Genomic DNA, 11414 nt, shown 5'->3' with positions numbered 1-11414 from the left:
GGGACAGATTCACGAACTAAAAGCCCTTGCACTGAAGGGATTGGCCCCACGAAGGGATACAGAAAGGGACTAAATACTATGACTCAAACTTTCCGCACTGAAGCCGACGTCATGGTGGCCACTGCCGGCCGCGTTGACTCCACCAATGATGAAGTTCAAGGAGAGCTCACCCGCCTGCAGGGCGTGGTGGATTCGGTCCGCGCCAGCTGGTCGGGCCGCGCACAGGTGTCCTTCGACAACCTGATGCAGCGCTACAACACCTCCGCGCAGCAGCTGTGTGAGGCCCTGACCTCCATCAGCGAAAATATCCGCGACAACGCTCGCAACTTTGATTCGGTTGAGGCTGACAACGCCCAGTCCTTCGACAATGTCGGCGGCGCAGGCCTGGCCCTCTAGCGACGCACTGAATAACCACTATCTATCCACCGAACTACACGCAAGGAACACTTCATGTCTGGAATCAAGTACCAGTTTGGCGCCATTGCCGGTGCCGCCGCTGACATCAACTCCACCTCCGGCCGCATCAATGGCCTTCTCGGTGACCTTAAGTCCACCCTGCAGCCCATGGTCTCCACCTGGGAAGGCGAAAGTGCTACCGCCTACAACGCTGCGCAGGCCAAGTGGGACAAGGCAGCCGCGGAGCTCAACACCGTGCTCGCCACCATCTCGCAGACTGTCTCGCAGGGCAATGACAACATGAGTGACGTCAACCGCCGCGCTGCCGCTAGCTGGGGCTAAGCGGTCTGGCTCGACGTCTTTCGCGGCAGGCAGGCCCAAGCACCCTTCTTCATCATTCATTCATAACCGTGAGCGGTGAATGGCGTGGATAAGGGACGAGGAGAAGCTGGACGCACCACCATCACCTCGTGCGTGGGAAACACTGCTTGCTGTGCGAAAGGCGCCGGTATCGCTTCTCGTCAACGTTTCTTCCCCTGATTCCCCCATGCCCATTCACAGGGCGGGGAAACGTTGGCGGGGGGCGATATCGGCGTTTTGGGTTTTTAACCTGCTGCGTACTAAGGTGAAACACCTATGTGTCCGCATCCTTTGTTGGGTGCGCGCGGACTGCAGGTCCCCACCGGCCGCTGTAGGTATCCGCGTATGGGCTTACATAGCGATGGCCGGCAGTTCCGAGACAGACTTTCAAGGAGTCATTTTGTCTACTTTCCACCCGAAGAGCGGTGACATCACCCGCAAGTGGTACGTCATCGACGCTACCGACGTGGTTCTGGGCAAGCTCGCTTCCACCGTTGCTGACATGCTGCGCGGTAAGCACAAGCCCCAGTACGCACCGAACGTTGATTGCGGCGACCACATCATCATCCTTAATGCGGACAAGATCCACATTTCCTCCAACAAGCGCGAGCGCGAGATGCGCTACCGTCACTCCGGTTACCCGGGCGGCCTGAAGTCCATGACCCTTGGTCAGTCCCTGGACGCCAACCCGGTCCGCGTTATCGAGGAAGCTGTGAAGGGCATGATGCCGCACAACAAGCTTTCCAACGCCTCCATTAAGAAGCTGCACGTTTTCGTGGGCGAGGAGCACCCGTACGCCGGCCAGAAGCCGGAAACCTTTGAGTTTAAGCAGGTGGCACAGTAATGACCGAGCAGAACATCGACAACAACGTAGCCGACGCTGCCGACATCGCTGCAGCAACCGCCGCTACCGAAGAGTTCACCAACACCATTGGTGATTCCCTGGCACCGGAGACCGAGGCAGAGGCTGAGACCGCTGCTCCGGCTATCCACGAAGGCCCGATCCAGACCGTTGGACGCCGTAAGCGCGCCATCGCTCGTGTTCGCCTCGTTGCTGGTTCTGGCAACATCTCCGTCAACGGCCGTGCCTTTGACGAGTACTTCCCGAACAAGCTGCATCAGCAGGACATCCTGCAGCCGCTGACCATCCTTGAGCGTGATGGCCAGTTCGACATCAAGGTCACCGTCAATGGTGGTGGCCCGACCGGTCAGGCCGGCGCCCTGCGTCTGGCTATTGCCCGCGCACTGAACGTCTACAACCCGGCTGACCGTGCGGCCCTCAAGAAGGCTGGCCTGCTCACCCGTGACGCTCGTGCCGTGGAGCGCAAGAAGGCTGGTCTGCACAAGGCACGTCGTGCCCCGCAGTACTCCAAGCGTTAATCTTCGCTTACTGCATTTTCCGAAAGCCGCTGCTTCCTTTATTGGAGGCGGCGGCTTTCGCCGTTGGTGGAGAGTACGTTCTCTCCGCAAATTCTCGGGGCGCTACCTGACTACATGCCATTAACATGCTGCCTGTCTTGGTCTTACTCCCATGGGGAGTAACCCGGTAAGTTTCCCGTTCGTGCAGTGCAGCTGTGTGATCCTCCTTATACTAAGCGGCGTGAATGTGATTGTGGAAAGCGTAAGGGACGCACTGGCAGTTCCTGTCGATGCCGCGAAGCTGCTGTGGCGCTACCTGCCGCAGCTGGTTACCGTGATTGCCTTATCGCTGGCATCACGAGCTGCGGTGCTGTGGCTGGCAGTTGTAGTTTCTTCAGTTTCGCCCCTAGCGGCAACCCTGATCTTCCCCTTTGCGCCGCTGTCTGTGATGACAGGTGTCATCATTTGTTTTTGGATCATGCAGCCGTCGATGGAGTTTTTCGGCGGCGAGACCCGCTTTACCAAACTTGATAAAACCACGCTTCTCACCGTCGGCGGCCTGCTTATTCCGTTCCTCACCGTGTATTCATCCCACGGACTGCTGCGCGATGACGGACGCACGTTTGTGTATGACAGCATCACCATTGAGGTGGCCACTAGTTTTGTGGATTATGACTTCGGGCGCTCCTTCATTAGCACTGGATGGCTTTTTGTCGGCTTTATCCTTTCCATCCTTGTGCTGCGCAAGCTCATCGGTGCGCTCAAACTAGGAGAGCGCGCTTTCGGCATGGCTTCTGCCGCGGCCTACCTTGAGATTCTGTGGATGGCCACGGCGTCACTCAGCCTCAGCAGCAATCTTGACAAGGTCCGTACTTGGATTCTCACCCGCCAAGGCATCGGCCCAGTCTGGGATGCAATTGTGAGCGCCAAAGATTGGATAGTTGAGCACACAGGACTCATTGGCGCTCCGATCGGATGGTTGTGGAGCAACGCGGCGCAAATGGGCAACTTCATCGTCGTTCCTTTTGCCTGGTTGACCTTAGGTGCGGTGGTGTACAACACGAGTCTGACTAGGGAAGAAGACAAGAAGTCCTCCTCGGAGGACACGGTTCCTCCAGAGCAGACGGTGGCTGATGCCCCCATTGAAGGCCCCGCTGAAAGAGGCAGGCTTTCCCCGCATGCCGAGCAAAAGATGTGGGCCGAGTACGGCCGCCGCTACTCTGAAGCAGCATTCCGCACGACTCGTGACATGCTCGACAACGCTGCGCAGCCAGTGGTGGGACCCTTCCGCAGTGCGTGGCGCAACTTCAAGACGCTGACCGTTGCAGGTGTAGTCCCGATGCTGACATTCTGCTTCGTCTTTGTATTGGCATCAGCCGCAGAGCTGGGCGTGATTTATGCCCTGCGCGCCATCATTAAACCAATGGCCTTAGGGATCATCACGATTGGTCTGGAGCCTTATGTACTGGTTGTGGCACGCGCAGTCTATTTCATCGTGGCTCTACCCCTCGTTGTGGCCGCGCTGGACCGCTTCCTCAACGCGGAATACGCCACAGAGGAAGAACTGGATGAAGAAGCCGATGGCGATGTAGATGAAGCGCCGGAAGCAGAAACCGAATCAGCCACAGCTCCGGCAGGAGAGAAGTAGGTGGAACAGGTGACGCAGACTACGGAAAACTTTCAATCCGCCGAGGTGGACCGCGCGGAGGCTACTACTGATTCTTCCGGGCAGATGAGCTCACGAAAACTCAATATCCTCACTGTGGTAATTGCAGCGGTTCTGGTTATTGGTGGAATCACCGTGGAACAGATCAAACGACATGAATCTGGTGATGAGCTGGCACGCCCAGACCTGCGCGAAGACCACATTGTGAACCTGCGCCCAGAGACTCAAGACGTACTACCAGAGGCCTTCATTGAGAAGGTTGCGTTGTGTAGTGAAACCGCGCTTCTGTCAACGAATGCTTTGCTCGAAGGTGCCCATGGCTATTCCTGTAAGCCGTGGCTCACCCAGGAACAAGACTCACAAGGGCTCATGACGTTCCACAGCCCACGGAACGTCATCATGGGGGAAGAAGCGGAGAAAATTTACCGCGCCTTGCCTGACTACCACGATGAGGCCTTCCAGACGTCGACCCGGACTGTCCGTGAGGCGAGTGGATCACAGCCGGAGATCCTTGTCAATGAATGGGGCAAAGATGGGTTCGGTGGCGGTGACATCTTTGTCTACTACCCGCAAGAAAAGATTATGGTGTCCTGGCCTTGGAACAAGACAGATCCAGGCGCACAGGACATCGAGGCGGTCGTGAGCGGGGAAGGCTTCTAAGAGCCCGCGCCCAAACGAACTTCGTGCGGGGCACCCCAGGTGATGAATAACTCTGTGGGAGCGAATCCCGGGTTAGTGATGAAGTAATAAGTCATCTCCCAATCATCTGGGCGCTTGCTGGGCTCGGGGAGAATGTTGGCATCTAATTCAAACGGATTGATCGCCATCGGACCTTCTGCGCCTTCTGGTTCGCACAAGTTGGGAAAAGCAGCGGGAAAATCGACCGGCGCATCTTGTGGGGAAACCACGAGGCGGACAGGTTGCTCGATTCCTTCGGCATTCCGAAGTCCCACCTCGCATCCTTCGAGTGGGTTTTCCGGATCTGCGTGCCATGCCACGGTGGCTTTGTAAAGCTCTAAGTCTGCTGGAAGCTGAGGTGGATCCATCAGATTTTTATCCGCGTACGCGGAGCTGAATTCAGAGCGTTCAGCTTTTTCAAGGATGTCGAGTTCGACCGTGGCGGAGCGTTCAACGGCGTCCTTATCCACCTGGTAATCAAAGCTGAATTCAACTGGTTCCTGTTTGCCTGCCTGAGCAATCGAATGCACTGACAGTGGGCGATAGCCGTGGACCAAGACTGAGGAGGAAGCGGCCACCATCACAGCGAGCGCTGGGATTGTTGCTGCCCACCACCACGCTTTCGAGTGCTTCTTCGATGCTGTGTCCTGTTGCGTCATGCTTTAACCTCCACGGCGGTGTGAAGCTCCTTGCCCATCGGTACTGGCTGCTGGTGGAAATCACCGAGGAGATTCTCCACCTCTAGCTCCAGCGTGGCCGGGCCAAAGGAGTCTTTGGGAAGTACAAAGATACTGGTACATGCCATGGGCAAGGAGGTCACTTCGGTGTCGCATTGCGGTGTAGACGAGCGGAAAACACGCCCCTGGGAGTCTTCCAGCTTGGGAATCAAGGGGTATGTGTGCGTGCGTTCCAGCGTGAAGTCAATGGCAACTTCATATAGCTCATTGGGGTCTTCGCCTTCAGGCAGCGTGCCGGTAAATTCTGCATGTTCTGCAGCAGCCAGCGGGCGGGTGTGTGCTTCTACCTGACTGATACGCGTGTGCCCGGGGATTTCATCCGTGTACTCAAAGTGAGCGAACTCAACGTCGCGGGGCTTCGGCATCTGGTCACTAATGAAAATGCCAAGTGAGGTGATCGCTGCGGCCACGGCGACCATCGGTACTTTTTTACGGTTGAGCAGGGGCCGAGCGGAAGACTTGCGATGCGTCATGCTAACTCCATCTCTGCTACGGGCGTGGGGTCAAACCAGCGGTAGGACATGTCCAACCTAGATTTGCGTACCGTCAAGTCATTGATGGTAAGCACCGTCCCGGGAACGTCATCCACAATGATGTCAAGAGCAAAGGGGACCCCGGGGTTGGCATTCGTTACCGGCCCATTGTGTAGGGATGGTGACACGGAAAACTGGTCAATTGGTAGGGGCTCACCATTCCTGGTCAGCGTAAACATCTTCTGGAAGTCCGAAAATGCTGCGTCCTGAGTATTGAGTACAGTGGCGGTGACATGGACTTGGCCGTCCTCGATGCGCGGCTTATCGAAGACCACCTGGGCCGGCGTTACTTCTACCGTCTCACCTGGAGCGATGGTCGTAGGATCCTCAGTTTTTGCTGGTTCGGTATTGCCAAGCACAAGAAAGACAGCTGCGACAGCGAGTGCCACCATGTTGAACTTGGTGATTACACCGTCTGTCAGTGTCTTGAGGGCCCGAAACCCTTTTGAGCCTGTGCGACTCATCACGCCTTTTGCGTTCGCCATGTCCAACATTCAAGCAGAAGTCGGTACGCCGCGCGCGTCAATCGGGAAGTTTCCCCAGCGCACGGCATCGAGAAAAGAGCCTTAAAACTGTAGTAGAGCCTCAACCTGCGGTAAATAGGGTTCAGAGGGCATAATTGAGAGCTATGACTCGACTTTTTGGAACCGATGGAGTTCGCGGCCTCGCGAACAAGAAGCTCACCCCGATTCTCGCGCTGCGCTTGGGCCAGGCCGCGGCGGAAGTTTTTACTTCAGACCGTGAATCTTATGAGCGCCGACCGCTCGCCATTATTGGCCGTGACCCGCGCGTGTCGGGTGAGATGCTGGATGCAGCGATCGCTTCGGGTTTGGCTTCGCGAGGTGTCGACGTCGTCCGTGTAGGCGTGCTGCCTACCCCGGCCATCGCGTTCCTCACCGATGACTTTGGGGCAGATCTTGGCGTGATGATTTCTGCCTCCCACAACCCGATGCCGGACAACGGTATTAAGTTCTTCTCCGCCGGTGGCAAGAAGCTGCCAGATGAGGTCGAAGATCGCATCCAGGCTGCCATGGACAATCTCAAGGAAGACGGCCCCACGGCGACTAAGATTGGCCGCATTATCTCTGAAGCGCCGGAGGGTCGCGAGCGCTACCTCAAGCACCTTGCTGAGGTGGTCACCACAGATTTGAGCGGCATCAAGGTTGTCGTGGATACCGCGAATGGTGCAGCCTCCAAGGTGGCGCCGGAAGCATACGCCGCAGCAGGTGCTGAGGTTATTGCCATCCATAACAAGCCGAATGCTTTCAACATCAACGAAGGCTGCGGTTCGACGCACATCGATAAGGCACAGGAGGCCGTCGTGGAGCACGGCGCCGACTTGGGCTTGGCGCACGACGGTGATGCCGACCGCTGCCTAGCTGTGGATGCTGAGGGCAATGTCGTCGATGGTGACCAGATTATGGCCCTGTTGGCGGTGGGCATGAAGGAGGAGAATGACCTCCGCTTTAACACGTTGGTCGCTACCGTGATGTCCAACCTCGGTCTCAAGATCGCTATGCAGGAGCAGGGCATTAAGGTCAAGGAGACCGCTGTGGGTGACCGTTACGTGCTTGAAGAGCTCAACCGCGGCGATTTCTCCTTGGGCGGCGAGCAGTCCGGCCACGTTGTGCTTCCGGATGATTGCACCACCGGTGATGGAACGCTGACCGGCCTATCCATCATGGCGCGCATGGCCAAATCCGGAAAGTCCCTCAAAGAGTTGGCTTCGGTCATGACCGTACTGCCGCAGGTTCTCATCAACGTTCCGGTATCTAATAAAGCTGCGATTCTCGACGCCCCCGAGGTCAAGGAAGCCATCGCTGCTGCGGAGTCGGAGCTTGGCGATACTGGCCGAGTGCTACTGCGACCATCTGGTACCGAGGAACTTTTCCGCGTCATGGTTGAAGCCGCTGAGGAGGAACAGGCCCGCAAAGTGGCGGGCAAGCTCGCTGCAGTGGTTTCCGCAGTCTAGTTCGCTTCACTCAATTGCGACCCCGGGCCATGTGGCCTGGGGTTTTGTGTTTTGTGGGTGGTGGGGGAACCGAGGGGAGGCTTTCTCAGTCCAATAAGGGCAGGAAAAACTGTTCGTTGTGGACGAGAAGGAGGGCGCGTTTATGCCCGACGTATTTTTTGATGAGGATGAAGCAACAAGGCTTCTGAGTACTGTTATTGACCAGACCGCCGTGCAAAGCGACGCCCACGGCAGTGATGTCCCGGTTTTCCCGCAGGCGTCTGCTGGCAGGGACTTTGGCGGACACGGGGCTCAGATCCAAGCCCTCCTCAACCGGTTGCATGAGCGCGGCGCGTGGCGTTTGAACAATATGTCTGCGACGGCCGATGCCACCCGGGCACAGCTGCACGCCTTCGGCGATGTAGATCGTGGCCTGGCTGGCCACCTAGGCGCGCAGACCTCGGGGGTGAACTAGTGTCCACAATGGCGAAGTCTCTGTTGGGGGACTATTCACAAGCAGTGTCTCAGTTCCAGGCCGCGAGCATGGGCAGTTACGCCGGCCCCAGAACACCAATTGGGCTGTTAGGGGATATGGTCGGCTCGGTCGATGGAATCAACACCGAGGACCTTGTTTCCAGCACTGCCTCCGCAATGGGAGCCCGCCGCCCAGATGGCGGTGGTAGGGGGCTGAAGGAATTCCTCCTCGGAACCGTTCTGTCGTTGGCTGGGGGTGCGATTATGGAGCATCTACGCGGCGTTCAGGATGACTTTGAAGAGGAACGCCGCGAGGCCGATGACCTTGTAGAGTCCGCGCAGCAATGCTCGGATGCTATTGAGGATGTTGTCGATGTCTCCGACTCCGCTTTGGTGGAGCTCATCTCTGCAGTCATTCCGCTGCTCAACATCCTGACAATGCTGCTGCAGCGTCACCCGTTGGGAAAACTCATTGCGCCTGGTATCTCATCCATCGGCAGCGACCTTATTGAGCAGACAAATGACACGATCACGCAGACCTGTCGTGATCGCGATACCGCTATCGAGAACTGCTATTGCGAATTTGAAAGGCGTTGCAGTGAGGTGTGCGAGCGCGAGCTTCCCGAGACACCTCCGAACCCCGAGTGCGGCCGCGAGGAGGAAACGCAGGAGTGCCCGCAGCCAGCCCCTGAATCATGTGAGCCAACCGCGCCAACTACGCCGACTGCGCCTGCTCAGCCTGCTGCGCCAGCTGCGCCGTCGAGCCCACCTGCCCCAAGCCAACCCTCGGAGTCTGAACCGACTCCGAAACCGCAGCCGCCTGCTAAGCCCGAAGCCCCACAGCAGCCAGCCCCAGAAAAGGACTCCGATCCACAGACAGAGCCCCAGCAGGTGTCCGAGCCGTGCCCACCGGAGACCACCCCACAGAGCATTGTCACGCCGGAACCAGAGGAGAAGGTTCCAAAACCAGTACGAGAGCCTGAGCCTGATTCAGCTGAGGACACCGTGAAACCTTGTGGTTGCCAGGAGGATCAGGAAGAGAAGGACGCTCACTCTTGTGGCTGCGACAAGAGTGAAAAGAGTGAGGAGGAGCAGGACTGCGCTACCACGCCAGCAGATGCGGGAACACCAATTCCGGTAGAGGAGGTTCCTTCGGAGGAATTGATACCTTCAGAACAGCCAGTAGAACCCGAGCAGTCAGAGGATGTTGACACGGTAGAAGAGGACATCGAGGACTGCGAAGACTCGGAAGAGGCTGCCGATGAAGAGGAATGCACTCCTGAACAATCATGCAGTGGTGTTTTGGGAATCCTTGGCGTGGGCATTGCTCTGGTGGGGCTGGGGCTTCTGGCTGATGCCGCAAAGGATTTCTTTGAGAACTTGCCTGAACCGGAGTTTGAGCCGGAACCTGAACCCGCACCAGAGCCCCAACCTGAGCCGGAGCCTGCGCCCGAACCTGAGCCGGCGCCTTCTAGTGATGATGGCGTGATCGCCCCACCACCGGAGCTCAACACAGTGCCGGAACCGACTCCGCCGCCGGAAAAAATCGCACATGTACAGGCGGCTGAGGCTCCCGCGCCCGCCGCCCCGGCCCCAGAACCAGATACAGCTCCGCCGATGGAACAGAATGATGTTCCCGATGCACCAAGTTCAGAATCTCCATCCGTACACGCACGAAAGGCAGGGCAGTGGTAATGCCGCACAACGATTTTGATGAATTCGCCCGCGGATTCCGTGAGCGCACCGCAGCTCGGTTACTGGAGTTTGAAAAGGTGATGGCCAAAGCACAGGAAGACCTAGAAAAGTCTGCGCGGCGCGCTACCCAAGCCCAAACGCACCCAGAAAGACAGGGACGAAGCCCAGCTTCTAGAGGCCTTATGCATGGACAAAGCCAGGGGCAGGGCCAGAACCGCCCGCGTGGTCAAGTGCAATCAGTGCTCAGGCGCAGCTGATGCAGCAGCGAGAAACCAGTCTGGTTCCTCGCAGTCACAGGTGATACTGTGAGGTGGCTGACTACTGCACGTATCAACCAGGGTGAGGAGAATGCCGCATGACAGTGCCTTGGCTTTATGACGTCCTGTGGGGCGTTCTTCCCATGCTTTACCTCTTGGTGGCTTTTGTTGTGCTTGGCGTCGAGATTAAATACGACAGAGATATGGCGCACATAAAGCTGTGGACGGCCGCTCAGTTGCTTCTTCCAGGCATTGGACTTATCGCCTGGTGCCTTATTGAGGTCCCTCAACTAAAACGGCTAAAGCAGGACGGATAACTGACCGTCCTGCTGTAGCTGAAGGAAGAGTTGCGCCTTGCGGCGCCTTCTAGTTGATACGTATTTAGTCGCGTTCGAAGCCGGCGCGCTTTGCCAAAGCCTCGCCGGTAAAGCTTTCCACGCCCTTGGCGGAGGCGTCGGCAGCCGCAAAAGCATCGTATTTGGACTCACCCGCCAGCTCGCTAAGAAGGAACCCGGTAACGAGACCGCGGGCAGTCTCCACCGCAGCGCCCTGGAAAAAGCCGGAGCCAAGCGCGAGCTTGAAGAACTTATCTTCGCTGAAACCAGACTGCGTGCCCTTAGCAATCTCACGGTAGGCCACCGGTCCGCCCCAAGCATTTGCCAGCTTGGCGGGGTTACCTGCGCGGAAGATGTCATCCTGGCCCGCGCCGATAATAAGACCACGTGCCTTCACAGTGGGGGCGGCCTTGACCGCGGACGGTGACGTGTCAGCCGGGTAGAGGGCCGCTACTGCACGGACCTTGGGGTTATCCACGGCTGCGAGTGCGGCCACGCCGCCGCCCATACCGTGGCCGACGACGCCCAACTTGGAGGCGGACACCGAAATTTTGCCAGCGCCCAGCTTGACACCGGTAGCTATTTGTAGGGCTGATTCGACGTCAGCAACGAGGTTGCGGTGCTTGGCAAAAGCACCGGTTTCCGTATCGGGAGCAACGACGACGATGCCCCAGCTAGCAAGGTGGCGCAACGTAGCGTGGTAATCCTTGATGCTCTTCGTCCAATCGTGGGCAAAGGCTACAGCAGGCAGGCCTTTTCCTTCAGACGGGGTGTACACCTTGCCCTCAATTCCTGCATAAGACAGGTCACCAACGAGGACGCGGTGCGGGCCGCGCTTGGACAACGTACCGAGATGCTTCTTCAAATTCGCAGACACGCTTTACAGAATAGAGGAAAGACTGCCCGCACAGGTGGAATAGGCCGCGGGGAGGGGGATTGGAAAGTGTTTCTGCAAAGGTCAGGCCCGCGGCAG

The 11414-nt window shown here is 57.7% G+C and carries 14 protein-coding genes; 10 read left to right on the top strand and 4 right to left on the bottom strand.

Annotation, left to right across the window (positions count from 1 at the left end; genetic code table 11):
• The first annotated feature begins 78 nt into the window (after window positions 1–78).
• From I6J72_RS09145 to I6J72_RS09120, 6 genes are all read left to right on the top strand, one after another.
• Window positions 79–396, top strand: a complete 318-nt coding sequence (locus I6J72_RS09145) for a WXG100 family type VII secretion target (protein ID WP_204098968.1) — start codon at window positions 79–81, stop codon at window positions 394–396.
• A gap of 54 nt (window positions 397–450) precedes the next feature.
• Window positions 451–738 (top strand): WXG100 family type VII secretion target, encoded by a 288-nt coding sequence (locus I6J72_RS09140; protein ID WP_039673789.1) that lies wholly within the window; start codon window positions 451–453, stop codon window positions 736–738.
• A gap of 418 nt (window positions 739–1156) precedes the next feature.
• Complete coding sequence (rplM, locus tag I6J72_RS09135) at window positions 1157–1600, top strand: 50S ribosomal protein L13 (RefSeq protein ID WP_010189505.1); 444 nt, start codon at window positions 1157–1159, stop codon at window positions 1598–1600.
• Window positions 1600–2136: a 30S ribosomal protein S9 gene (gene rpsI / locus I6J72_RS09130; RefSeq protein ID WP_115021172.1), complete on the top strand. Its 537-nt coding sequence runs from the start codon at window positions 1600–1602 to the stop codon at window positions 2134–2136. Before rplM ends, rpsI begins: the two co-directional genes overlap by 1 nt.
• A 220-nt stretch (window positions 2137–2356) precedes the next feature.
• Window positions 2357–3763, top strand: coding sequence for a hypothetical protein (locus I6J72_RS09125; protein WP_204098967.1), 1407 nt, complete (start codon window positions 2357–2359; stop codon window positions 3761–3763).
• A gap of 9 nt (window positions 3764–3772) precedes the next feature.
• Window positions 3773–4441 carry a hypothetical protein gene (locus I6J72_RS09120; protein WP_204098966.1) on the top strand — a complete coding sequence of 223 codons (669 nt, stop codon included), beginning with the start codon at window positions 3773–3775 and terminating at the stop codon, window positions 4439–4441.
• Here the strand turns inward: I6J72_RS09120 and I6J72_RS09115 are convergent.
• Genes I6J72_RS09115 through I6J72_RS09105 form a run of 3 tightly spaced genes read right to left on the bottom strand, consistent with a single transcriptional unit; the run spans window position 4438 to window position 6214 of the window.
• A complete protein-coding gene (locus I6J72_RS09115; protein WP_204098965.1) occupies window positions 4438–5118 on the bottom strand; it encodes a hypothetical protein in 681 nt (226 codons plus the stop codon). The two genes, I6J72_RS09120 and I6J72_RS09115, sit on opposite strands and share 4 nt — an antisense overlap.
• The gene (locus I6J72_RS09110; protein WP_204098964.1) at window positions 5115–5669 is read right to left on the bottom strand and encodes a hypothetical protein; all 555 of its coding nucleotides are present in this window, start codon (window positions 5667–5669) and stop codon (window positions 5115–5117) included. Before I6J72_RS09110 ends, I6J72_RS09115 begins: the two co-directional genes overlap by 4 nt.
• Window positions 5666–6214 (bottom strand): hypothetical protein, encoded by a 549-nt coding sequence (locus I6J72_RS09105; protein ID WP_204098963.1) that lies wholly within the window; start codon window positions 6212–6214, stop codon window positions 5666–5668. Before I6J72_RS09105 ends, I6J72_RS09110 begins: the two co-directional genes overlap by 4 nt.
• A gap of 143 nt (window positions 6215–6357) precedes the next feature.
• On the opposite strand from I6J72_RS09105, the gene glmM reads away from it, so the two are divergent.
• The 4 genes from glmM to I6J72_RS09085 all read left to right on the top strand — a co-directional run bounded on the left by glmM (window position 6358) and on the right by I6J72_RS09085 (window position 10423).
• On the top strand, window positions 6358–7701 hold the full coding sequence (gene glmM / locus I6J72_RS09100; protein WP_204098962.1) for a phosphoglucosamine mutase: 1344 nt from the start codon (window positions 6358–6360) through the stop codon (window positions 7699–7701).
• 142 nt (window positions 7702–7843) lie between these two features.
• On the top strand, window positions 7844–8155 hold the full coding sequence (locus tag I6J72_RS09095) for a hypothetical protein (RefSeq protein WP_204098961.1): 312 nt from the start codon (window positions 7844–7846) through the stop codon (window positions 8153–8155).
• 8 nt (window positions 8156–8163) lie between these two features.
• Complete coding sequence (locus I6J72_RS09090; protein WP_239107299.1) at window positions 8164–9849, top strand: zinc metalloprotease; 1686 nt, start codon at window positions 8164–8166, stop codon at window positions 9847–9849.
• A 355-nt stretch (window positions 9850–10204) separates the two neighbouring features.
• Window positions 10205–10423, top strand: a complete 219-nt coding sequence (locus I6J72_RS09085) for a hypothetical protein (protein WP_204098959.1) — start codon at window positions 10205–10207, stop codon at window positions 10421–10423.
• A gap of 64 nt (window positions 10424–10487) precedes the next feature.
• Here I6J72_RS09085 and I6J72_RS09080 read toward each other — a convergent pair whose 3' ends face one another.
• A complete protein-coding gene (locus I6J72_RS09080; RefSeq protein WP_204098958.1) occupies window positions 10488–11318 on the bottom strand; it encodes a dienelactone hydrolase family protein in 831 nt (276 codons plus the stop codon).
• Between the last annotated feature and the right edge of the window lie 96 nt (window positions 11319–11414).

This window comes from Corynebacterium sp. FDAARGOS 1242, from assembly GCF_016889985.1.
Taxonomy (GTDB): domain Bacteria; phylum Actinomycetota; class Actinomycetes; order Mycobacteriales; family Mycobacteriaceae; genus Corynebacterium; species Corynebacterium minutissimum_B.
This window is presented reverse-complemented; position numbering and strand designations above follow the sequence as displayed.

Bases quoted from the DNA above. Each gene is read 5' to 3' on its own strand.
- glmM (WP_204098962.1), top strand. From the start codon at position 6,358: ATGACTCGACTTTTTGGAACCGATGGAGTTCGCGGCCTCGCGAACAAG.
- I6J72_RS09140 (WP_039673789.1), top strand. From the start codon at position 451: ATGTCTGGAATCAAGTACCAGTTTGGCGCCATTGCCGGTGCCGCCGCT.
- I6J72_RS09105 (WP_204098963.1), bottom strand. From the start codon at position 6,214: ATGGCGAACGCAAAAGGCGTGATGAGTCGCACAGGCTCAAAAGGGTTT.
- I6J72_RS09090 (WP_239107299.1), top strand. From the start codon at position 8,164: ATGGCGAAGTCTCTGTTGGGGGACTATTCACAAGCAGTGTCTCAGTTC.
- I6J72_RS09145 (WP_204098968.1), top strand. From the start codon at position 79: ATGACTCAAACTTTCCGCACTGAAGCCGACGTCATGGTGGCCACTGCC.
- rpsI (WP_115021172.1), top strand. From the start codon at position 1,600: ATGACCGAGCAGAACATCGACAACAACGTAGCCGACGCTGCCGACATC.
- I6J72_RS09115 (WP_204098965.1), bottom strand. From the start codon at position 5,118: ATGACGCAACAGGACACAGCATCGAAGAAGCACTCGAAAGCGTGGTGG.
- I6J72_RS09110 (WP_204098964.1), bottom strand. From the start codon at position 5,669: ATGACGCATCGCAAGTCTTCCGCTCGGCCCCTGCTCAACCGTAAAAAA.
- I6J72_RS09095 (WP_204098961.1), top strand. From the start codon at position 7,844: ATGCCCGACGTATTTTTTGATGAGGATGAAGCAACAAGGCTTCTGAGT.
- I6J72_RS09085 (WP_204098959.1), top strand. From the start codon at position 10,205: ATGACAGTGCCTTGGCTTTATGACGTCCTGTGGGGCGTTCTTCCCATG.